Source organism: Paraburkholderia megapolitana (assembly GCF_007556815.1).
Classification (GTDB): Bacteria; Pseudomonadota; Gammaproteobacteria; order Burkholderiales; family Burkholderiaceae; genus Paraburkholderia; species Paraburkholderia megapolitana.
Genome location: NZ_CP041743.1, coordinates 1,183,094 through 1,204,206 on the forward strand (window position 1 = coordinate 1,183,094; position 21,113 = coordinate 1,204,206).

Consider the following 21,113-nt stretch of genomic DNA (forward strand, 5'->3'; position numbering starts at 1 on the left):
ACCACGATGAAAAAACATGGGCTCGCGATTGCCGCCGCATTGGGACTCAGCTTGTGTCTGTGTGCAGGCCGCATATGGGCGGACGAAGAGAAGGTGCTCAATCTATACAACTGGAGCGAATACTTCGCGCCCGACACGTTATCGGAGTTTCAAAAGGAAACCGGCATCAAGGTTCGCTACGATTCCTACGACAGCGACGAGACGCTGCAGTCGAAGCTGATGACGGGAGACAGCGGCTACGACCTGGTCTGGCCTACCAACGACTTCATGGCAAAACAGATCCAGGCCGGCGCATTTCGCAAGCTCGACAAGAGTCGGCTACCCAACCTCAGGAATCTCGATCCCGCGTTGCTGAAGCTGGTTGCGAAGTCCGATCCGGGTAACGAGTATGGTGTGCCGTATATGTGGGGCACCGTGGGCGTCGGCTACGATCGAACGAAGGTCGGCGCGATCCTCGGCAAGGATATGCCCGCGAACAGCATGGAACTGCTGTTCAACCCGGCGATTGCTTCGCGCCTCGCGGCGGCGCACTGCGGGCTGGGATTGCAGGATTCCGCGAGTACGGTGTTGCCGCTAGCACTGCGCTATATCGGTCGCGACCCGGTGCATCCCACTGCCGACGACTACGCCGCCACTCAAGTCATGTTGATGAAGATCAGGCCGTATATCAGCGTATTCGTCAATTCGTCCAACGCGAACGAATTGATGGACGGTGAGTTATGCGTGATGGTCGGGTACTCGGGAGCGATCAATCTGGCGTCGCAGAAAGCCAGAGAATTGGACAAGAAACGCGACATCGCCTATGACATACCTAGTGTAGGCACGCTAATGTGGTTCGACGGGATGGTCATTCCCAAGACAGCGAAGCATCCGGACAATGCTCACGCGTTTATCAACTACATCCTCAGGCCGGACGTGATCGCGAAGATCTCCAATGCAACGCGCTACGCGAATGCGAATCAGGCGGCATTGAAGTTGATGGACCCGATGCTGGTGAACAATCCGGGCATCTATCCCGGGGAGCAGAAGAGGCAGACGTTGTTTACCCCGGTAGTCGAATCGCCGGCGACCAGTCGTCTGGAAGGCAGGACGTGGCTAAGCTTCAAGGTAGGCAAGCCCTGATCGGTTAGTGGGCACGCGCCCGTCAAGACATATGAGGTATTGGCATGACAACACGACGTAATTTTCTGAAGCGAGGGCTGGCGGCCTCGGGAGGAACCTTGATGATGGGCGCACTGGGCAGTGGCTTTAGCAAGGTCGCGCTGGCGGACAACAGCGCGTGGCATATGCCGGATGAAGGCGCCGCGCACGCCGCGACGTGGATGGCATTCGGCGTGAGCGAAGACATCTGGGGCGACGACATGGTGCCGGTGGTCAGAGAGAATCTGGCCAGCATCGCCAAGGCGATTGCGGCCCACGAGCCGCTCAACATGCTGGTGCGCGAAGAAGACCATGACGTTGCGGCGCGACTGTGCGGCCCGTCGGTCAACCTCGTGGTTCAACCGATCGACGATCTGTGGATGCGCGATACCGGAGCTGTCTTCGTCAAAGGGCAGTCGGGCCAGCTCGGGGCGGTGGGCTTCAATTTCAACGGTTGGGGCAACAAGCAGGAGCACGCACAGGACGCGGAAGTCGCAGGGTTTATCGCGCGTAAAGCCGGTGCGCAATTTATCGAAACGCATCTGGTGCTGGAAGGCGGTGGCATCGAGGTAGACGGCGAGGGTACGGCCATCATCACCGAGAGCTGTGTGCTGAACGCCAATCGCAATCCTGGTGTTGGTAAAGCGCAGTGCGAAGCTGAATTGCGTCGCCTGCTCGGGGTACAAAAGATCATCTGGTTGCCAGGCATCAAGGGCAAGGACATCACTGACGGACACACCGATTTTTATGCGCGCTTTGCGAGCCCCGGTGTCGTCGTTGCCGGGCTGGATCAGGATCCCTCGTCTTATGACTATGCGGTGACGAGACGTCATCTGGACATCTTGCGCAAGGCCACCGACGCCAAAGGTCGCAAGCTGAAAGTCGTGGTGCTGGAGGGACCGTCGACGGTACGCAAGGAGTATGAGAGCGATGACTTTGCGGCCGGGTACATCAACTTTTACGTGTGCAACCGCGCGGTCATCGCGCCGCAGTTCGGCGACAGGAAGGCGGATCGCAATACGCGCGATGTTCTCGTGGACCTGTTCCCGGGGCGCGATGTCATTCAGTTGAACATCGACGGTGTTGCTGCCGGCGGTGGAGGAATCCACTGTACGACCCAGCAGCAACCCGGCTGATTCACTGCTTAAGCGGGGACTTCCCGGGTGACGCAATGTATCCCGCCACCGCCTGCTGCAATACCCAGAATATCGACCTGAACAATCGCACGCGAGCCGGCGTAAGGTTGAATCGCCGCGATTGCAGCAGCGTCCGCCACTGAGTCGTTGAATTTCGGCACGATGATGGCGTTGTTGCAGGTGTAGAAGTTGACGTAGCCGGCTGCAAAATTACTTAACTGACTGTTGTTCAATGTCGTGCCGTTGGAGGTTCCGTAGTATTCGGGTGTCGTTAGTTCGATTAATTGCAGCGTTCTTCCGGTTGCATCCGTTTGATTGTGCAGGTGCTGCCAGTTCGCTTCGGTCAACGCTCGCTCACCGGTCGAATTCGATGCGTCGTATGCGTAGGCCACGACGCCAGGCGCCAGGAATCTCGCGTAAAAATCGACGTGTCCATTCGTGATGTCGGTTTCGTCCGCTGGCCTGGTAGCACCGTGGCCTCCACCCGATCCGCTGTTTGCGGGGTAGATAACGGTCCCGGGAATCCAGATGATCTTTTGCACGCCAAGCGTGCGCTGCAATTCCGCGAGTACGGTGCTTTTGGCGGTAGGCAGCAGCGTTGCATTTGCAATTACGCCGCCAGGAATGTTGAACAGCTGCGGGTTGCGGTTGACGTGCAGCACCGACGATTCAGTCAGGATGGCCGTGCTCACTCCGTCGAATTCGATGGCTCCGCCCTCAAGTGTCAGCGTGCTCTGAACGACGTTTGCGTTATTCGCATTCGCCATCCGGCCCGCTACCGTGTGATCGTGCGAGAACGGCTGGAAAAATCTGCCGGCCTTCGACTTGTTGCTGCTTGCCGCCACCGATGGCGGCACGGTCATCCCCGCGTTGAGATTGAGACCATCCGTATTGGCATTACCCCAGCCGTTGAAGTTGAAATTCACGGCACACTGCGCATTGCCGTTCGCCGTGTCTTTCACGAACAGGCAACCCGTATCGCGGGTCCAGATATCGTCGAACCCGTCGACTACAGCAGTCAACGTGACACCGCCCACGCCGGCAACTCGGGCGACGTAGCCCGCATGAATATCCGGATTCGCACCGCTTGGCGCGCTCAGCAAGCTCTGGGCAAAGTTTAGATCGACAGGTAGAACCAGCATGATGACCGGTTCATAGGTGCCAATGGCTTTAGCGACATCGATCAGATCGGCACGGATGCGGTCGATACCGGCGTCGGTACTCTGTGGGGTAACGGGTGTCCAGATACCTTCAGAGCCCGAGGCAAACGCCATATAAGTCGCTGCGTGTGGCCCATCTTCGCCCGGAAGCAGATACGACGATTGATTCGCAAGCGGACGCGGGGTTGCGCGAGCCACTGCGGAATTACCGGGGGAATCGCCTCCGCCGCAGGCAGACAGGGTACCCACGAGCGACAGTCCAAACAGCGTCGCCGATCCTTTGATAAAACTGCGACGCGTCACCTGCGCGTGGCCAGAAGCCACCGCATTCAGTGTTCTCTTGCTTTGATCTTTCATCGTATCTCCGACGGCCAGGCAGAGCGGGAGTCGATGTGACAGCTGGGAAACGCTAGTGAGGCCACCACATCGCTGTGTGCGGAACCATCGGTCTTCTTGGCGATGGGTGGCTCATTGTGGGTCGAACGGTACGGGGTGAAAACTGATGTTTCTTGCTGGAACCGGCCAGGTTGTCTCATACCTGTGCTTCTAGTTCTTCCGTTTCTTTGCCTTAGTTGTGGGAAAGAACTCAAGCCCATGCGGCGACAGAATGTCCTGCAAACGACGCAACTGACCGAGGCTCGTCGCACCGCGCCGTAACGTCACGCCGACGATCAGGATGTCGATGATCGCAAGATGAGCGAGACACGCGTCGCTACCGACATAGACGTTCACCGACGGCGGCAGCGAAAAGGTCAGCGCGATGTCGGACGCGTCCGCGAGCGGCGTGCCGGGCTCGCAGATACCGATCACGATCGCACCGCGCTCTTTGGCCACCGCGACGGCTTCCAGAAGAAACGGCATGCGGCCAAAGTGCGAGATCGCGATGACGACGTCGCTGGGACCGAGCGTAGCCGCCGAAAAGAGCTGCATGTTGGCATCGGTATAAGCCTGCGCATGCAGACCCATACGGACTAGCCGCGATTGCGCATCCGTCGCGATGAAGCCGGAGGTGGTGCCTACACCATAGCAGTCGACTCGCGCGGTATTCACGAGCGCGGCAATGGCACGTTCGATGCGTTCAAGCGGCAACTGCCGTTCTACATCGAGCAGACTGTCGGCCGAGCTGCGCAACACCTTCGAAACGATCTTGCCTACCGAATCTTTAGCCGTCACCGTGCGATGCAGCGCGGCGCTACCGCGCGCGATCTGCTGCGCGACCTGCAATTTGAACTCCCGCAAACCCTCGTATCCGACAGCGCGGCAGAAGCGTCCGACTGTCGGATCGCTTACGCCGGCGCGCGCCGCGATATCGGAAACGTGGGCCTGCATGGCCCATTCGGGATCGTCGAGAAACACCCGGGCAACGCTGCGCTGTGCATCGGCGAGCTCGGGAAGGCGCGCGCGGATAAGCGCAAAGAGATCGGAGTCCGGTTCCTGTTTTGCCATGGTCGAATGATCGGTGTTGTCGATGTAAATAATATACGTGAATGATCAATTTAAACTCAAAGATCACATGCGGGTCATACAGTACAAACCCTGGAATTAACGCTGTTTACGCATAATTTTCCACCAACAAGGCTTGGCACGGATGACAGTCAAAATTTAACGATGTAATGTATTTACACATACCGACCGGCAACCGGCAAGCGACGAACCCGCCGGAAGCCACGCCTGATCTGTCTGATTTCCGTCTCCCACCTGCTCGTATCGGTATGTAACCCGAACATAAAAAGCGGTCCGCCGTTTGTGACGTAGCGGACTTCTCAAATATTGAACCATTCAGAGGTGTCGCGATGTCGAGAATAGCTCTGGTTAGATTCGGTCTGGTGTTAGCGATGGTGCTCCGGTTGTTTTGTCTGGATGTGCATGCCCAGCAACAACCTGTGCCGCTCGCTCAGGTACCGCCCATGGGATTCAACGATTGGGCCCGTTTTCAATGCACACCGCAGGCACCGCTCAATGGTGGTAACCAGGCCACGTATTCGTTCCAGCAATTTATGGAAGACCAGGGGCAGGCGCTGTATGACTCCGGTTTGAGTGCCGTCGGTTACCGGACCGTCGTGGTGGACGACTGCTGGATGGTGCGCAATGCGGCGGGCTACCTGCACGGCGATCCCAAATGGGCCGGGTCTTCACAACCCGGTTTCGATTACGAACTGACTTCGTACATGAGCACGCTGCACAACCTCGGGCTGCTGGGTGGCGTGTACAACACGGCGGGCGCGACGACGTGTCAAGGCGCGCAAGCAGGTGCGCAAGGGCATCAGCAGGTCGATGCGAATTCCTACGCGTACTGGGGTGTCGATTTTCTCAAGCTCGATAACTGCGGCGCGACAGGCAATGTCGACGTAGGGACGCTCGACAAGCAGATGCAGGCGGCCCTGAAAAGCGAGAAACGTCCGATCCTCTTCGATCCGTCGCTGCCGGCCGGATACTCGCCTGACCAGCCCGAGAAGTACCCGGCTTTGGCGCTGGCCAAACAGCTTGGGCAAATGTGGCGGGTGTCGGCGGACATCATGACGACGAATCCGTCGAATCTCGTCGACCCCTGGGATTTCTACAACGCCAATGCATACGAAGAAGGGGTTTATCAGTCCTATGACGACACGATTGCGTTGTCGCGTTACATGGCACCGGGTAGCTGGAACGATGCCGATCAGCTCGTGATTGGCGATAACGGCCTGTCGACAGCGGAAGAAAGAAGCCAGCTTGGCCTCTGGTCGATCATGGGCGCACCGCTGATCCTCAGTACCGATGTCCGCAAACTGGTCCATCCTACGACGACACATCTGCGGAATTCGCTGGAGATCCTGAGCAACAAAAACGTGGTCGCCATCGATCAGGACCCGCTCGGCGCAGGCGGCTATCGTGTGATGCGCGACAACCCGGCTGCGAACGCGGGGTTCGATGTGATCGTCAAACCGCTCAAGGATGGTAGCTTGGCGGCACTCGTTCTGAACAAGGGCGGCAGCGAGCAATCCTACACGCTGAAGCTTGCGTCATTGGGTCTTTCCCCAGCGGCAAACGGTCGCTATTCGGTACGCGACCTGTGGAACGGTACGACGCAATCGTCGGTGACGTCGGTAACCCAGACGATCGGTTCGCACGACAACCTGATGTTGCGGATTGAGGGCGGCGGCAAGCTCGTTCCGACCGGTCAGATCCAAACGACTCAACCGGGGTTCGCGACACCTGCACTCTGCCTGTCTGTTTCTGGTGGAGCTGCGAAGAGCGGTGCGGGCGTTGTCGTCGATACCTGCTCGAACTCGGCGGCTCAACAATGGCAGCGCGAGGCTAACGGTACGATCGCGCTGGCTGGTACATCACTTTGTCTCTCGGCCAATGCAACGGCGGCGCCCGGTTCGATCAACCCTGCTTCCGGGCTGTGGGCCACGCTGAATTCGTGCAACGTACGCGACACGAAACAGGTTTTCTCCTACACGCTCACGGGCAATCTGAAGAATAGCCAGGGGTGTCTCGATGTTTTCGAAGGCACCGTATCGACTGCGGGAACGCCGGTCGACATCTATCAATGTGCGGCGGATGCATCGCCGCAGGTTAATCAGATCTGGTCGGCTCCGCACGGTTCGAAGCTATAGAACCTGCCTCCTGCTGGGACTGGCCTGCTTCGGCAGGCCAGTCCGATGACTGCAAACGCCACGCGGACTCACTTTACGTACAGATAACGCACAAGATGAAAGAACACCGGCGCCGCAAAACAGATCGAGTCGACCCGATCGAGCGCGCCACCGTGACCCGAGATCATCGACCCCCAATCTTTCGCACCGAGCGAGCGCTTGACGGCCGACAACACGAGACCGCCGACAAAACCCGACAACACGATCGCCAGTGACATAAAAAACGCCGCACCAAAACTGAACGGCGTCACGCGATAGAGCAACGCACCGCATAACGTCGCAAGCAGTCCACCGCCGATAAAACCTTCAACCGTTTTCGACGGACTCAACTGCGGCGCGATCTTGCGCTTGCCGAACAGCTTGCCGACGACATACTGGAACACATCGCTGATCTGCACGACGAGCAGGAAGAAGAACAGCAGCAGGGCGTTTTCGCCCTGGTAGTGTTCGATGTCGAGAATCAGCAGTGCGGGTGCGTAGCTAAGCCCGTAGACGCAAACCATCAACGCCCAGTGGATCTTCGCACTGCGGTTCAAAAACTCCTTCGTGTCCTGCGTCAGCGCGGATACCAGCGAGAGTGTGATGAACAGATGCACCGGCACGAAGATCGAGAACATCCCGTACCAGTTCACCCATAGCAGGATGTACTGCACGGGAATCGCGATGAAGAACGCGATAAACAGCGTGGTGTGATCGCTCGGCGATGTCGGCGTCAACGTAATGAACTCGCGCAACGTCAGGTACGAGGCGATCGCGAACACGATGTAGGTCGCGCCCGACCCGAGGCCAATCGCGATCGCCATGATCGCGATCATTCCCCACCATGCGCGGATACGTTGGTTCAGGTTGGCGATCGTCGTGCTCTTGCCGCCGTCGCGCCACGCGAGGATCGCACCGATGACCGACGCGATCGCCAGAAAGCCGGTTACGCCGGCTACGAGTTCCCAGAACACGGTTCGCATGATTTGTCTTGGTGGTTTAAGGGAAGCGGGGTGCCGGTCCGTCAGTGGGCCGGCGCGAGTTCGACGACGGCGTCGCGGGCACGCTGCAGGAAATCTGCCTTCGCTTCATCGGCGGCGAGCGACAGCGGCGCGCCGAAGTGCACCTTGCAGATCAGCGGCACGGGCCAGATCGCACCCTTCGGCATGATGCGCTGCAGGTTCTCGAGGTAGACGGGGCACAGCTCGATATCGGGGAATTCAGTGGCGAGCCGGTACAGGCCGCTCTTGAACGCTTGCGGCAGCGTCTCGGCACTGCGCGTGCCTTCGGGAAAGATGATGATCGAGTGGCCGAGGCGCAGCGCTTCGCGCACCGGGTCGAGCGGATCGCTGTCGCTTTCGTGCTTGCGATCGATCAGCACCACGTTCAGCAGATTGCGCGCGATGTGAATCTTGGTCTTGCTGGTCTGCCAGTAGTCGCGCGCGGCCACCGGCCTGATCTGCGAGCGCAGCTCGCGCGGCAGCGCGGTGAGAATGGCGAGCGTGTCGACGTGACTCGTGTGATTCGAAAAATAGATGCGCTGCGCCGCGCTCGGAGCGCCCTTGTGCCACACCGGATAGGCGCCCGCCACGAGATGGACGATTCCCAGTAAGCCATCGCGTTGCCATTCGTGCCAGATACTCATCGGATTCGCCTCTCGACGCCGCCGGTCGCAGCGTTGTTCATATCGGGGAGGGTTAACATTTTTTCTTCATATTCCCGTTTATCGCGACGCCAGAAGCGCTGCCTGAATATATCGAGGCGAACCCGTTAAACCGCGTCCGTCGGGATCGCGTGTTTCGCTCGACGGATTATGACGATTTTCCTCGGCGCGCACCATACATCGGCCGGCGATCGATAAATTGTGACGCAGATGCACAATCCGATACTGCCCGTGCTGTAAAAAAGGTTAACCGATGCGGTCCTTGACCTTTTCCGCGGATTAAATGACGATAACGCCACTTTGAATAATCGATAAAATCCGTTTCCGTGCCGGCTATATACGATTCCGACGCGCCATCCGCGTAAAGCGTATAACCGGCCGATAACGCGGCGATTGCGTCAAACCGGGCGAAAAATAGACCATGAGCGTATACGCACTGAAGCCGAAATTTCAGAACCTGTTGCGCCCGCTGGTGCGCGTGCTGGCCAAGTCCGGGGTGACTGCCAATCAGGTCACGGTTTTCGCGGCGGCGGGCTCGATTCTGGTCGGCCTGATTGCCGGGCTGGGCGCACATCGCGCCTGGTTTCTGCTGATCCCCGTGTGGCTGTTCTTGCGGATGGCGCTCAACGCGATCGACGGCATGCTGGCCCGCGAATTCGGCCAGAAAAGCGCGCTCGGCGCGTACTTCAACGAACTGGGCGACGTGGTGTCGGACATCGCGCTCGCACTGCCTTTTCTGGCCGTTCCCGTTTTCCTTCCTGCCCAGATCTGGGCGTTTGCGCTCGCGGCTGCGGTCGTCGAATGCGCGGGGCTGGTCGGGCCGCTCGCCGGGGCGAGCCGACGCTACGACGGGCCGCTCGGCAAGAGCGACCGGGCCGTGGCAGTTGGTGCGTTCGGTCTGTGGATCGGCCTCGGGTTGCCGCTCGCACCGGTCGCGGGGTGGATCTGGTGGGCACTCGTCGTGCTGGCTGCGATCACGACGATCAAGCGCGTGCGCAACGGTGTAGCCGAAGTGCGTTAGGTGCCGGTGACGGGGGAACCCGACGCCAGGTTCGGGGCGCCGCTGCACGACGCGCCTTTCCAATGTTTCAGGACATTCCGATGACAGCGCGTATTGCCGAAGAACACACGTTTGCCACGCATGACGGCGAGGCCCTGTTCTATCGCTACTGGCCGGCCACCGGCGCGCGATGTAGAGGCGCCGTGATCCTGTTTCATCGCGGGCACGAGCATTCTGCGCGCATGGCGCACCTCGTCGACGAACTCGATCTGCCCGAGCACGCCTTCTTCGCATGGGACGCCCGCGGTCACGGCCGCTCGCCGGGCCAGCGCGGCTACAGTCCGAATGCGGCCACGTCCGTGCGCGATATCCAGACGTTCGTCGATCACATCGGCACGATCTACGGCATTGCCGTCGAAGACATCGCGGTGATCGCACAGAGCGTCGGCGCCGTGCTCGCCGCGACGTGGGTGCACGACTATGCACCGCCCGTCCGCTGCCTCGTGGTCGCGTCGCCGGCCTTCAGCATCAAGCTCTACGTGCCGCTCGCGATACCGGGCCTGCGGTTGATGTACCGGCTACGCGGGCTCTTCTTCGTGAATAGCTACGTGAAGCCGAAGCTGCTCACACATGACCCCGAACGTATCGAGAGCTACAGCAAGGACCCGCTCATCACGCGTCCGATCGCCGTCAACATGCTGCTCGATCTGCACGATACGGCGAAGCGCGTGGTGGCAGATGCGGCCGCGATCAAGGTGCCTACGCAGTTGCTGATTTCCGGCGACGACTGGGTCGTGCGCCGCGAACCACAGGACGAATTTTTCGAGCGTCTCAGTTCCACGCGCAAAGAGCGGATCGTGCTCGACAATTTTCATCACGACACGCTCGGCGAACTTGAGCGTGGCACCGCCGTCGCGCAGATTCGCACCTTCGTGCTGCGCGAGTACGATGCGCCGGGCGCAGCGGTCTCGCTGGTCGAAGCCGATTTGCGCGGGCCGTTCCACGACGAATTTGCGAAGCTGAAGCAGCCACCCGCATCGTTGCCGATGCGTCTTTACTGGGCGATGGTGCGTGGTGGCTTGCGTGTGACGAGCCTGTTTTCGGCAGGTGTCGCGCTTGGCTTCAAACGTGGCTTCGATTCGGGGTCCGCGCTCGACTACGTGTATCGCAATCGCGCGGAAGGGCGCTTCGGTATCGGCAGGCTGATCGATCGTAACTATCTCGACGCGATTGGCTGGCGCGGCATCCGGCAACGCAAGGTGAACATCGAGGAGCTGATCGCCGAGGCGATCCAGCGCCTGCAGCAGGCCGGCGAACCGGTGCGGATCGTCGATATCGCGGCGGGCCATGGGCGCTATGTGCTCGATGCGATCGCGAATGCCGCGCGTGGGCGATCGTCGGTTGAAAACATCCTGTTGCGCGATTACAGCGCGCCGAACGTCGAAGCCGGCCGCGCGCTGATCGTCGAGAAGGGCTTCGGTCCGATCGCCCGTTTCGAACAGGGCGATGCGTTCGATGCAGAGTCGCTAGCAAAGCTCGCACCGCAACCGACGCTCGCGATCGTCTCGGGCCTGTACGAACTCTTTAGCGACAACGCGCCGATCGGCGCTTCGCTCGGCGGGCTCGCGCAGTCGGTTCCAGCGGGCGGCTATCTGGTGTACACCGGTCAGCCGTGGCACCCGCAGCTTGAATTCATCGCGCGTACGTTGAAGAACCATCGCGGTGAACCTGCATGGGTGATGCGGCGACGCTCACAGGCCGAACTCGACGAACTCGTTGCGCGGGCAGGTTTTCGCAAGCTCGAACAGCGTATCGACGACTGGGGCATTTTCACCGTCAGTCTCGCGCAGCGGGTGGCGACGCAATGAGCGAGATCCGCAGACAGGTGCCGGTGTACGGCGACGCATTGCCCACTTCCACGCCGCAGCGCAATGCGACATTTGCGCTGAAAGTGTTGCTGCTTGCCGGATTGGGCGCGGTGTTCTTCGTGACTTACGGGCTTTCGAACTGGCTCGCGGGGCAACACGCGCATGTGCCTTCGTTTGCGTTTGCATGGGAGCGGCACATCCCCTTCTGGCCATGGACGATCGTGCCGTACTGGTCGATCGATTTCCTGTATGCAGCGTCGTTTTTCCTGTGGACGCAGCGCGATGAACTGCTCGGCCACGCCAAACGCCTGCTGACGACGCAGTGTATTTCCTTCGTGTGTTTCGTCGTGTGGCCGTTGCGCTTCGGTTTCGACCGTCCGCCGGTGAGCGGCGTTTCGGGCGCGCTGTTCACACTGCTCGCGGGTTTCGACAAACCGTTCAATCAGGCGCCATCGCTGCATATCGGTCTGCTCGTCGTGCTGTGGGTGCTCTACGCGACCCGGTTGCACGGCTTCTGGCGCGGTGTCGTGCATGTCTGGTTCGCGATGATCGGCCTGTCGGTGTTCACGACGTACCAGCATCACATGATCGACGTTCCGACTGGAGCAGCGGTCGGCTGTTTTGCGTTGTTCCTGTTTCCGATGCCTGGCGTTCGCACATCGGCCGTCGATGCAGCCGCGTATCGCCAGGCGCAGCGACTCGCCTGGCGATACGCGATGGGCGCAGCCATAGGAATTGCGGCCGCCTGCTTCACGATTCCCGTTGCGCCGGCCTGGTCGCTGCTGCTCGGCTGGATTGCGCTGGCACTGCTGTGTGTCGCGATTGTTTACTGGCGCACCGATCCGGCGCTATTCCAGAAGGATCGGCACGGCAACATGCCGTGGCCTGCGCTCATGCTGTTTGCGCCCACGATCTTCGGGATGTTCGTCAATTCGCGTCTGTGGACGTGGCGCCATCCTGCGCTGACACTGATTCGCGACGACGTGTTCGTCGGTCGCATACCGACCTCGCACGCGCTGCGGCATGCAGGGATCACCGCGGTCGTCGATCTCGCCGCGGAAATGCCGCGTTGGGTCAGACTACGCCCGACGCTCGCCTATGTCTGCGTGCCGCAGCTCGACCTCGTGCTGCCGACGCTCGCACAGATCCGCCAGACCGTCGCCGCCATCGATACGCTGCGTGCGAGCGGCCACCGTGTGCTGGTCTGCTGTGCGCTCGGTTATTCGCGCAGTGCGTTGAGCACGTGCTGCTGGCTCGCCGACCATCTGCGGCTCGACGATGCACAGGAGGCGGTCGCACTGCTGCGCGCCGCGCGACCGCAGATCGTGCTGTCCACGCAAGGCGTGGCACCGATCCAGCATTACATCGCGCAGCGCGCGATCGTTACTGCTGATGCTGCGCGAGCGGAGTCGAACCGTCATGCGTGAAGCGGGCGACCCGGTGCGCTTCAAGATCGCGGCGGCGCGCGGCATGCTCGACGCCGCGTTGATCGCCTCGCTATGGACCCAGCTCGCCGCGTGGCTGACGTTCGGACTGGCGGCCGGGCTCGCGTGGGGATCGTGGGCTGGTGTGGCGGCGGCGTGCGTGAGCGCTGCGGTTAGCTTGAGCGCGCTCTGGCTGCTGATTCGCGTCGCGATCGACCGGCGTCTCTTTGCCGCGCTTGCGGACCTACCCGCTGAGTTACGCGCCGAGTTCAGCGCACTGCAAACGCTCGATCAGGCGTTGCTCGAACTCGGCTGGATCGATGCGACGAAAGCGGGCCGCTCCATCGAGCTACGCGTACGCGGTGTCGCGGGGTTGCTGCGCAAGACAGTCGTGCTGTCGTCGTTGCAGACGTTGGTCTTGATCGCCGTCGCGGTGTATCGCGCGCTCTGAGCGGCGGTGCGCGTGCGAGCCGCCGGTCTCGAACTATCCACTGCGAGCGACGATAGACACTACTGCGCAGCACACCCGTGCGTATGGTCCAGCACCGCGCGTCCCGATGCGGTCCTGTCGGTCACGAGCGTGCCCGCGACCGGCCGCGCCGCGCAGGCGAGCGCCCGCGCATTGTCACTGCGGCCATAGCGGTCCTGATACCGGATTACCTCCACGACCTGCGCGAGCGCGTTCTCCATCAAGCCATTGTTCAGATCGGGACGCCCGTGAACCTGCTGCAGATCATGCAATGCGACGCGACCCGCTTCGCGCGGTTCGTCGAGTTGTAGCAGCGCGTGAATCCGGTTCTCCTGCGTATCGATCTGCGTATGCGGAACACTCGACTGCGATGGGTCGTCGATCGAGAGATCGGGTATCGCATCGGAGTATTTGCGCCCGAGCATCCGGTGGTGCGCGCGCTGCGTATCGTCGTTGCTGGTCTCGTATGACTGCACGGCGACGAGCAGTAACGGCGATGGCCAGTCGGTGGCGAGCACGCCGTCGAGCATCGCGGGGTCGTGCTCGACGAGTCGATAGATCCGCGTCGGATTGCCGGCGTTGCGTTCCGCGGCGAGCAACGCCTGAGCGCGTGCAGCACCGGTGGGTGCGCGTTGTGCGAGTTGCAGTTCGATCTGGCGTTGCAGGGCGGCTTCGCCCGATGCGCCGTCCAGCGCACTGGATGTAAAGGCGCGATTATCGACGGGCTTCGGCAGCAGTAAAGCGTCGAGCGCCTGCGTATCGCCGGCGATGCCGGCGAGCGCGGCCGGATCGTCGGGTAGCGTGGGCAGCGCAATGTGCGTTGCGTGCCACGCACGATTCTGCACATCCCACCACTGCTCGACGCCGATACCCGCTTGCGGCAACGCCGCCAGCAACTGCGAGGCGGCGTCCGTTGCAAACGGCCAGTCCGACATCCGTTCGCCGACAAAGAGCCTGAGCTTCAGGTCGGCGCTGCGGAACTCTTCATCGGTGACATAGGGCGACGCTGGGTGAGTGGACAGCAGGCCACTCAACTCGCTGTCTGTCGAACCAGGTGCGGCCGGCGCCGCGCGCCGGTCGAGCAGCGCCGGCCAGGGCGGCGGCAACTGCGTGCGCCACGGTTCGATTTCAGCGGGCGCGCGAACAAACCACAAACGACACGCGTAATCGAGCACAGTCGGGTCGAGCGTGCCGTCCGCCTGCTCGATCGTGCGCAGACCATTCGATGCATCGCGGTCGCGGTTCATCGCGAGCCACAGACGCACGTTCAGGTAGCGCAAGCGGGCCTGCTCGGCGGGGGGCAGGCTGTCGTGCCGCTGCTGAAGCGGCGCGAGCATGTCCTGTGCGGCAACGAGATTGCCGGTCTGTTCGAAATAGAATTGCGCCGCGATCCGGTAGGGATCGAATGGCGCGGTTGCGGCGAGCGGGCCGAGCCATGTCAGCCACTGCGCGTTGCGCATCGCGACGCGGGCAGGCGCGGCATCGTGATACCACTCCGGCGGCAACTGGTCTGCATCGCGATAACCGTTGATGCGGGAGTTTGCCTGCAGGCTCAACAGATAGCTGTCGGTGCATGTGGTGCGCACCGGCCCGTTACCCATCGGACAATCGAGCGACAACACCGCGAGCGCGGCGACGGGCGATCCATCCGGTTTCGCGAGCAGTGCGCGGGCGGCATCGGTCGGCACGAGCGGCGTGCTGCCCGCCGATGTGTCGGTGCCGGTATCGGCATCCGCGTACGCGGTCGATGCCAGCACGCCCACCAGCACCACCACCGTCAGCGCCGACACAGCGCCCGCGAGCATCGCGGCGCGGGCCGGTCGCCGTGTCTGGCCAGAACGACGATCGAGTGAATGGAGCATCGGCGGCGGGGACCCCGAAAAGGCGTGCGTCCAGGCAGGAACCGGCGAATGCACGCGCAGGTGTTTGTTATTCAACGGCGGAGTTTACCTGTCTTCTCGAACCATGCGACGGGTTTTCTACAGACAGCACAGGCTGGTAAATCGCGCTCACTGCCATTTAATTTGTCCGCGGCGCTGATCCTTGCGGCATTTGGATTATGGCGGTACTGGCTGATCTGGATCATGCTGCAACTCGATCACGGCATTGCCTTGGCCTGGCAGCTGGTGCTGGCGGGCCCGTCGAAGTGGGCGGATTTCATCAACTGGCTCGCGCAGAACTATCACGTCGCGATATCCGCTCATCCCGGCAGTCACGGTGCTGAAGCGTCGACGCAGAACATGCTGTGGATCTGGTTCGGGGAAGCCGTCATCATCTTCGCGGTCGCGCTACTGGTGGCATGGGTCGGGAGCAGGCGGATCTATTCCGAGCGCGCCGGCAAGTGGGCCGAAACGACGCTCAAGGTCGATGTCGCAGCCGTCGATGCGACATCCGATGCATTGCGCGCCGCGTTCGAGCGCTCACGCGGATCGCCCCCGAAGCCTATCGCTCCCAACCCACCTAGAAGAGTCTTGTACTCGAACTGGTCGCGGTGCCTGCTGACCCGAGCCTGCGTGCGATCAGCATTACCACGGTAGACAACCGCTGGGACCGCAAAGGCAAGCGCAAGCGACGCGGGACGGAGCTGGTGAAGAATCTACTGCTGCCGTCCGCGGAATATACCGCGCTGTTCGACCGTCTCGGTACGGAAGTGCCTGCTGCCGCAGAATAAACGGACCGATTGTGCGCGCGATGCCCTCGATGGCTCTTCATTTCGTCGCAAGGTGAGTCTTTTCGGGAGCACTGTGCTGCCGGTTCGAATCGACACTCAGGCGGCGTGATCTCTGTGCTCTTCGCACCACGAGGCGTCATATCGATTGAAGCCAAACATGGCGTTGTGGTGGCGTTATCGCGCGCGTTGTCCGCAATTCGGGGAACGCAAAGTGTTCCCCTTCGGATCGAAGTGCTAGCTCACCGACCCCGGTGCTGGAGGGGCGGGGCTACAGTCGATGGTTACCGTTGCAGATGCTACTGGGGCGCGAGTAGACGATTGCACGCTTGGCGACCCACTAAACGCCGTAAGAGTCCCCACTTGATTGGTTAAACATTGGACAGTGACCGACGTACTGTTCAGGTTGGTTATGGACACATTCTGCCCTTGCCAGATAAAACTGAGGGTGCTGGCAGGGTTGTTCAGCGGAACTGTACTCGCGGTCGCAGTGCAGGTGCCGCCGGAGGGCGTCGAACATTGTAGAACGATTGTGGAGCCGCTGGCGAACGCAGAAAAGCTCGCTGCGATTAGCGAAACGCCTGTGATCATTTTGACAATCGATTTCATACTTTCCCCTTGACGACATTAAGTATTAGAAAAATGGGCTCGGCATATAACGCCCTGGGACCTGCGTGAAAATTATGCTGTCGTAGGTTACGGCCGGTCAATGCACCACACATTGTTTAACGAATGGTGAGTATGGGGAGGCGAACTCTTCCCGCGAGGTGAGGCTCTCCGGGAGCATCAGGCTGCCCTGTTCGAAATCGACTGAATTCAGGTAAACGATAGGGTGCTTTCGTCTAAGATGTACTAGTAATATAACAACATCATCACGAGCAAATTTGGACGTGCGACGCTTGCGTACGCCCAGGCCCGGAGACACGCCATGCGCTACACCGCTGCCCAGCGGCTCGACAGATTGCCCGAAGGCGCATTCCACCGCCGGCTCGCCGCGATGATCGCCGCAGGCATCTTCTTCGACACCTTCGATCTCTATCTGGCCGGCGGCGTGATGGTCGCGATGGTGCGTAGCGGCTGGTCGACGATGGCGCAGAACGCGCACTTCGTTTCCGCAGGTTTTCTCGGCATGCTGATCGGCGCAATCGTGGCCGGCGTGACGGGCGACCGGTTCGGGCGCCGCTTCAGTTTGCAGTTCAACCTGCTGCTGTTCGGTTTTGCATCGCTGGCGGCAGCCGCTGCGCCCGACATTCACTGGCTGATCGGTCTGCGCTTCCTGATGGGGCTCGGGCTCGGTGCCGAAGTGATCGTCGGCTACGGCATGCTCGGCGAATTCATTCCGCCCGCGCGGCGCGGCAGGTGGGCCGCGATACTCACGCTTGCCGCGAACTCGTCCCTGCTTGCTGCGACAGTCGCCGGTTACCTGATCATCCCCGCGTTCGGCTGGCGCTGGATGTTCGTGATTGTCGGCGTCGGCGCGCTCGCTACCTGGTTCGCGCGCAAGAAACTGCCGGAATCGCCGCGCTGGCTCGAATCGGTCGGTCGATACGATGAGGCCGATGCGATCGTGGCGCAGATCGAAGCCGAAGTGGCGCGCGGGGCGGCGCTACCTGAGCCGGCCGTCGCCATCGAGAGCCCGCGGCGCGACTTTCGTGTGTCCGATCTGTTCAGCCGCCGGTTGCTGCGTGCAACGCTGCTCGGCATGACGGTCAACGTCGTGGGCTTTAGCGCGCTGTTCGGTTTCATCATCTGGATGCCGACGTTTCTCGTCGACAGAGGGCTGACGCTGTCGTCGTCGCTTGGTTATGCATCGCTGATGGCGACCGGCGCGCTGCTCGGCGCGGGGCTGGCGGTACTGCTCTCGGATCGCTGGGGCAGGAAGCGGGGCATCGCCGGCATGTCGTTCGTCGCGGCGGTGCTGGGCCTGCTTTATCCGCACGCGCATTCGCTGGTCGTGGCGACCGTGCTCGGATTGCTGCTGTTCGCTGCGTTGTACTTTTGCGGCGCGTTGGCCTTTTCGACCTACGTGCCCGAACTGTTTCCTACTGAGTTGCGCCTGCGCGGCACGGCGATGTCGAACGTGGCGGGGCGGCTCGCATCGATGCTCGCGCCCCAGGTCGTCGTGGCGATTTTCCTGAACGGCGGTGGAGTCAACCGGGTGACCGCGATTCTTGCAGCGCTGCTGGTCGTGCAAGGCCTGGTCGTTGGGTTGTTTGGCATCGAGACGCGTAACCGGCCACTCGACAGCCAGGCCGATTCGATTGCGCTCGGTGCGACCGGCAGTCCGCGTAGCGCCGCGAACGCAAGCCGTTCATGAGCGAGAGCGTCACGCTACATCAACCACGACTCGGAGGAGTACATCATGCTGGTCACGAGACATCCCGAACTGCTTGCCGTGCCATGCACGATCATGCGCGCGGGTACGAGCAAGGGTTTGTTCTTTCACGATCGCGATCTTCCCGAGCCTGGCGCGCAGCGCGACGCCGTTCTGATGGCTGCGCTGGGTAGTAGCGATCTGCTGCAGATCGACGGGCTTGGCGGCTCGCGTCTCGTCACCTCGAAGATCGCCATCGTCAAACCGTCGACGCGCCCCGACGCCGATGTCGACTACACCTATGCGATCGTGCCGCCGGCGCGCGGCATCGTCGTCTACACGAGCAACTGCGGCAACATCTCGTCGGGTGTCGGACCGTTTGCAATCGATACGGGCCTCGTCGATGCAACAGGGCCGATCACCACGATGCGCATTTTCAACACCAACACGAAGAAGATTCTTGTGGCGCATGTTCCGGTAAGCGACGGCGTGGCAAGCGTAACCGGCGACTTTGCGATTCCCGGCGTACCGGGCACGGGCGCGGAAATCTTCATGGACTACACGCACACGATCGGAGCGAAAACCGGCCACGTGCTACCGACCGGTCGTGCGGTAGACACGATCGCACTAGAAGACGGCCGCACGCTCGAAGTCACGCTCGGCGATGTCGCGAATCCCTGCGTGTTCCTGCGCGCGAGCGACGTCGGTGTGAGCGGCAGCGAGCTTCCCGATCAGATCGACACCATGCGCGCGTTGCTCGACACGCTACGCGAAGCGCGCGGCAAGGCCGCCCAGCGGATTGGCCTGTGCGAGCACTGGACGCAAGCCGAACGCGATTCGCCGGCATTGCCGCTGGTGGTGCTGATTGCGCCCCCGGCCACCTATGCCGATGCGAAAGGTGAAACGGTTGACGCAGCGACGATGGATCTGCGCGCGCGTCTGATCTTCTACAACCGCTGCCACGAGAGCATGGCGGGTACCGGTTCGATGTGCACGGCTGCGATGTCGCGCGTACCGGGGTCCATCGTGCATCAGGCCGTGCCTGACGCAACGGGAGGCACGTTGCGTATCGGTCATCCGCTTGGCGTGATGGCGGTCGCTGTGCAAGCGCATAGCGCCGGCGCCGCGAACGAGATCGTGTACACACGGCTTGGTTTCAGTCGCACCGCGCGTCGCCTGATGGAGGGCGTCGTGTATGTGCCTCGCGCCGCCATTGCGAGTGCTGTTACAGCGACTCCCGTAGAGGCTCACCTATGAGCCCATTCCGCCGAACTGCAAGCATGAAGATCGCTACGTTCGCCAACGGGTTCGACCCGGCGCGTATCGACGGCGACCACTATCGGCTCTGTGCGCGTTCGTTTGCCGACACCTTCGCGTGTGCCGTGGCCGGACGCAACGAACCTGCCTCACGTGCCGCGTTGCGCTATCTGGAGCACGCCGGGCTTGTCGATGTCGATGTGTCGTCGATGCAAGGCAGTCGTGCGCACCTGTGGGGACAGCCAGCAACCGCGAGCGCGGAAGCGGCGGCGTTCTACAACGGCGTCGCTGGTCACGTACTCGATTACGACGACGTTACTGTGCCGCTACGTGGACACCCGAGCGTCGTGCTCTGGCCCGCGCTGATGGCACTTGCCGAGGCGGAGGATCTGTCGGGCGAACGCCTCGCGTCCGCCTACGCGGTCGGCTTCGAAGCACTGTGCAGGCTGGCGCGTGTGATCGCGGCCGCACAGTACGAGAAGGGTTGGCATTGCACCGCGACGCTAGGCGCAGTTGCTGCCACGGTGGCGTGCGGACATCTGCTGCGTCTGGACGAGGCGCAGATCGTGCACGCGATCGGGCTCGCCGTTGCGCAGTCGTCGGGTGTGCGCGCGAACGTCGGTTCCGATGCGAAGTCGTTTCAGGCCGGCCAGGCGAGTGCGGCGGCGGTACGCGCAGCGCTGCTCGCACAGGCAGGCTTTTGTGCTTCGGCCGATGCGCTGGATGGCCCACACGGCTACGCGAACCTGTATGCGCACGGCGAGGACATTGGCGCCGCGTTGCATGCGCTCGGCCCGGATGCGCGGGAACTGGAGCGCAGCGGTCTCGACGTCAAACAGTATCCGATGTGCTATGCGACTCATCGTGTGCTCGACGGGTTGCTCGCGTTTCGACGCGAGCGCGGCGTCACGCTCGCCGACGTCGAACGCGTGTCGATCTACACGAGTCGCGCTGCGCTGATACCGCTCACGCACCATCGACCGAAAACCGGGCTCGAAGGCAAGTTCAGCCTCGAATATGCAGTGGCCGCAGCACTGGCCGATGGACACATCCGTCTTGCCACATTCACTGATGAAGCCGTCAACCGCCCGCATATCCAGCAGTTTTTCGAGTGCGTCGATGCATCCGACGGTGACACCCCCATGCTGCCGCGTCGCGCGGACATCACGCTCACACTGCGCAACGGAACCTGCGAACGACGCTCTATCGAGACCTTGCACGGCTCGACGCAGGACCCGTTAACCGATGACGAACTGACGGCCAAGCTTGCCGATTGTCTCGACTGGGCGGGCAGCCACATCGATCCACAACGACTTTTTAGTCTCGCGCTCGACCTGCGGTCGCTGCGCACACGCGACCTGTTCAACGCTTTCGAATCACCGACGCATTGAAGGAGA

The 21,113-nt window shown here is 61.5% G+C and carries 16 protein-coding genes; 11 read left to right on the forward strand and 5 right to left on the reverse strand.

Translation table 11 applies throughout. From position 1 onward, the window contains the following. Positions 1-6: 6 nt before the first annotated feature. Positions 7-1,122, forward strand: coding sequence for a polyamine ABC transporter substrate-binding protein (locus FNZ07_RS05080; protein ID WP_091012833.1), 1,116 nt, complete (start codon positions 7-9; stop codon positions 1,120-1,122). A 44-nt stretch (positions 1,123-1,166) separates the two neighbouring features. After that, on the forward strand, positions 1,167-2,276 hold the full coding sequence (locus FNZ07_RS05085) for an agmatine deiminase family protein (protein WP_091012060.1): 1,110 nt from the start codon (positions 1,167-1,169) through the stop codon (positions 2,274-2,276). Positions 2,277-2,284: 8 nt separating this feature from the next. Here the strand turns inward: FNZ07_RS05085 and FNZ07_RS05090 are convergent, their stop codons facing one another. Both FNZ07_RS05090 and FNZ07_RS05095 read right to left on the reverse strand, forming a co-directional pair. After that, positions 2,285-3,793, reverse strand: coding sequence for an agmatine deiminase family protein (locus FNZ07_RS05090; RefSeq protein WP_091012063.1), 1,509 nt, complete (start codon positions 3,791-3,793; stop codon positions 2,285-2,287). A 189-nt stretch (positions 3,794-3,982) separates the two neighbouring features. Further along, complete coding sequence (locus FNZ07_RS05095) at positions 3,983-4,882, reverse strand: MurR/RpiR family transcriptional regulator (protein WP_091012065.1); 900 nt, start codon at positions 4,880-4,882, stop codon at positions 3,983-3,985. Between the two features lie 461 nt (positions 4,883-5,343). On the opposite strand from FNZ07_RS05095, the gene FNZ07_RS05100 reads away from it, so the two are divergent. Then, positions 5,344-7,035: a ricin-type beta-trefoil lectin domain protein gene (locus tag FNZ07_RS05100; protein ID WP_170275668.1), complete on the forward strand. Its 1,692-nt coding sequence runs from the start codon at positions 5,344-5,346 to the stop codon at positions 7,033-7,035. A 68-nt stretch (positions 7,036-7,103) separates the two neighbouring features. Here the strand turns inward: FNZ07_RS05100 and FNZ07_RS05105 are convergent, their stop codons facing one another. Next, positions 7,104-8,036, reverse strand: a complete 933-nt coding sequence (locus FNZ07_RS05105) for a phosphatidate cytidylyltransferase (RefSeq protein ID WP_091012069.1) — start codon at positions 8,034-8,036, stop codon at positions 7,104-7,106. A gap of 41 nt (positions 8,037-8,077) precedes the next feature. Continuing rightward, complete coding sequence (locus FNZ07_RS05110) at positions 8,078-8,698, reverse strand: lysophospholipid acyltransferase family protein (RefSeq protein WP_091012071.1); 621 nt, start codon at positions 8,696-8,698, stop codon at positions 8,078-8,080. 439 nt (positions 8,699-9,137) lie between these two features. On the opposite strand from FNZ07_RS05110, the gene FNZ07_RS05115 reads away from it, so the two are divergent. The 4 genes from FNZ07_RS05115 to FNZ07_RS05130 all read left to right on the forward strand — a co-directional run bounded on the left by FNZ07_RS05115 (position 9,138) and on the right by FNZ07_RS05130 (position 13,459). Beyond that, positions 9,138-9,737: a CDP-alcohol phosphatidyltransferase family protein gene (locus FNZ07_RS05115; protein ID WP_091012073.1), complete on the forward strand. Its 600-nt coding sequence runs from the start codon at positions 9,138-9,140 to the stop codon at positions 9,735-9,737. An 80-nt stretch (positions 9,738-9,817) separates the two neighbouring features. Continuing rightward, positions 9,818-11,584 (forward strand): bifunctional alpha/beta hydrolase/class I SAM-dependent methyltransferase, encoded by a 1,767-nt coding sequence (locus FNZ07_RS05120; protein ID WP_091012836.1) that lies wholly within the window; start codon positions 9,818-9,820, stop codon positions 11,582-11,584. Continuing rightward, complete coding sequence (locus FNZ07_RS05125; RefSeq protein WP_091012076.1) at positions 11,581-13,011, forward strand: phosphatase PAP2/dual specificity phosphatase family protein; 1,431 nt, start codon at positions 11,581-11,583, stop codon at positions 13,009-13,011. Before FNZ07_RS05120 ends, FNZ07_RS05125 begins: the two co-directional genes overlap by 4 nt. Then, complete coding sequence (locus FNZ07_RS05130) at positions 13,004-13,459, forward strand: hypothetical protein (RefSeq protein WP_091012078.1); 456 nt, start codon at positions 13,004-13,006, stop codon at positions 13,457-13,459. Before FNZ07_RS05125 ends, FNZ07_RS05130 begins: the two co-directional genes overlap by 8 nt. Before the next feature lie 59 nt (positions 13,460-13,518). On the opposite strand, the gene FNZ07_RS05135 is transcribed toward FNZ07_RS05130, so the two are convergent. Continuing rightward, positions 13,519-15,339, reverse strand: a complete 1,821-nt coding sequence (locus FNZ07_RS05135) for a hypothetical protein (protein ID WP_143098068.1) — start codon at positions 15,337-15,339, stop codon at positions 13,519-13,521. Between the two features lie 48 nt (positions 15,340-15,387). Between FNZ07_RS05135 and FNZ07_RS05140 the strand changes: the two genes are divergently transcribed. From FNZ07_RS05140 to FNZ07_RS05155, 4 genes are all read left to right on the forward strand, one after another. Next, the gene (locus FNZ07_RS05140) at positions 15,388-16,014 is read left to right on the forward strand and encodes a hypothetical protein (RefSeq protein WP_091012082.1); all 627 of its coding nucleotides are present in this window, start codon (positions 15,388-15,390) and stop codon (positions 16,012-16,014) included. A gap of 1,059 nt (positions 16,015-17,073) precedes the next feature. Beyond that, positions 17,074-18,462, forward strand: a complete 1,389-nt coding sequence (locus tag FNZ07_RS05145) for an MFS transporter (protein ID WP_091012086.1) — start codon at positions 17,074-17,076, stop codon at positions 18,460-18,462. A gap of 45 nt (positions 18,463-18,507) precedes the next feature. Then, the gene (locus FNZ07_RS05150) at positions 18,508-19,716 is read left to right on the forward strand and encodes a 2-methylaconitate cis-trans isomerase PrpF family protein (RefSeq protein ID WP_091012088.1); all 1,209 of its coding nucleotides are present in this window, start codon (positions 18,508-18,510) and stop codon (positions 19,714-19,716) included. Positions 19,717-19,739: 23 nt separating this feature from the next. Next, positions 19,740-21,107, forward strand: a complete 1,368-nt coding sequence (locus FNZ07_RS05155; RefSeq protein WP_170275669.1) for an MmgE/PrpD family protein — start codon at positions 19,740-19,742, stop codon at positions 21,105-21,107. Positions 21,108-21,113: the final 6 nt, after the last annotated feature.

Bases quoted from the DNA above. Each gene is read 5' to 3' on its own strand.
- FNZ07_RS05080 (WP_091012833.1), top strand. From the start codon at position 7: ATGAAAAAACATGGGCTCGCGATTGCCGCCGCATTGGGACTCAGCTTG.
- FNZ07_RS05085 (WP_091012060.1), top strand. From the start codon at position 1,167: ATGACAACACGACGTAATTTTCTGAAGCGAGGGCTGGCGGCCTCGGGA.
- FNZ07_RS05090 (WP_091012063.1), bottom strand. From the start codon at position 3,793: ATGAAAGATCAAAGCAAGAGAACACTGAATGCGGTGGCTTCTGGCCAC.
- FNZ07_RS05095 (WP_091012065.1), bottom strand. From the start codon at position 4,882: ATGGCAAAACAGGAACCGGACTCCGATCTCTTTGCGCTTATCCGCGCG.
- FNZ07_RS05100 (WP_170275668.1), top strand. From the start codon at position 5,344: ATGGGATTCAACGATTGGGCCCGTTTTCAATGCACACCGCAGGCACCG.
- FNZ07_RS05105 (WP_091012069.1), bottom strand. From the start codon at position 8,036: ATGCGAACCGTGTTCTGGGAACTCGTAGCCGGCGTAACCGGCTTTCTG.
- FNZ07_RS05110 (WP_091012071.1), bottom strand. From the start codon at position 8,698: ATGAGTATCTGGCACGAATGGCAACGCGATGGCTTACTGGGAATCGTC.
- FNZ07_RS05115 (WP_091012073.1), top strand. From the start codon at position 9,138: ATGAGCGTATACGCACTGAAGCCGAAATTTCAGAACCTGTTGCGCCCG.
- FNZ07_RS05120 (WP_091012836.1), top strand. From the start codon at position 9,818: ATGACAGCGCGTATTGCCGAAGAACACACGTTTGCCACGCATGACGGC.
- FNZ07_RS05125 (WP_091012076.1), top strand. From the start codon at position 11,581: ATGAGCGAGATCCGCAGACAGGTGCCGGTGTACGGCGACGCATTGCCC.
- FNZ07_RS05130 (WP_091012078.1), top strand. From the start codon at position 13,004: ATGCGTGAAGCGGGCGACCCGGTGCGCTTCAAGATCGCGGCGGCGCGC.
- FNZ07_RS05135 (WP_143098068.1), bottom strand. From the start codon at position 15,339: ATGCTCCATTCACTCGATCGTCGTTCTGGCCAGACACGGCGACCGGCC.
- FNZ07_RS05140 (WP_091012082.1), top strand. From the start codon at position 15,388: ATGCACGCGCAGGTGTTTGTTATTCAACGGCGGAGTTTACCTGTCTTC.
- FNZ07_RS05145 (WP_091012086.1), top strand. From the start codon at position 17,074: ATGCGCTACACCGCTGCCCAGCGGCTCGACAGATTGCCCGAAGGCGCA.
- FNZ07_RS05150 (WP_091012088.1), top strand. From the start codon at position 18,508: ATGCTGGTCACGAGACATCCCGAACTGCTTGCCGTGCCATGCACGATC.
- FNZ07_RS05155 (WP_170275669.1), top strand. From the start codon at position 19,740: ATGAAGATCGCTACGTTCGCCAACGGGTTCGACCCGGCGCGTATCGAC.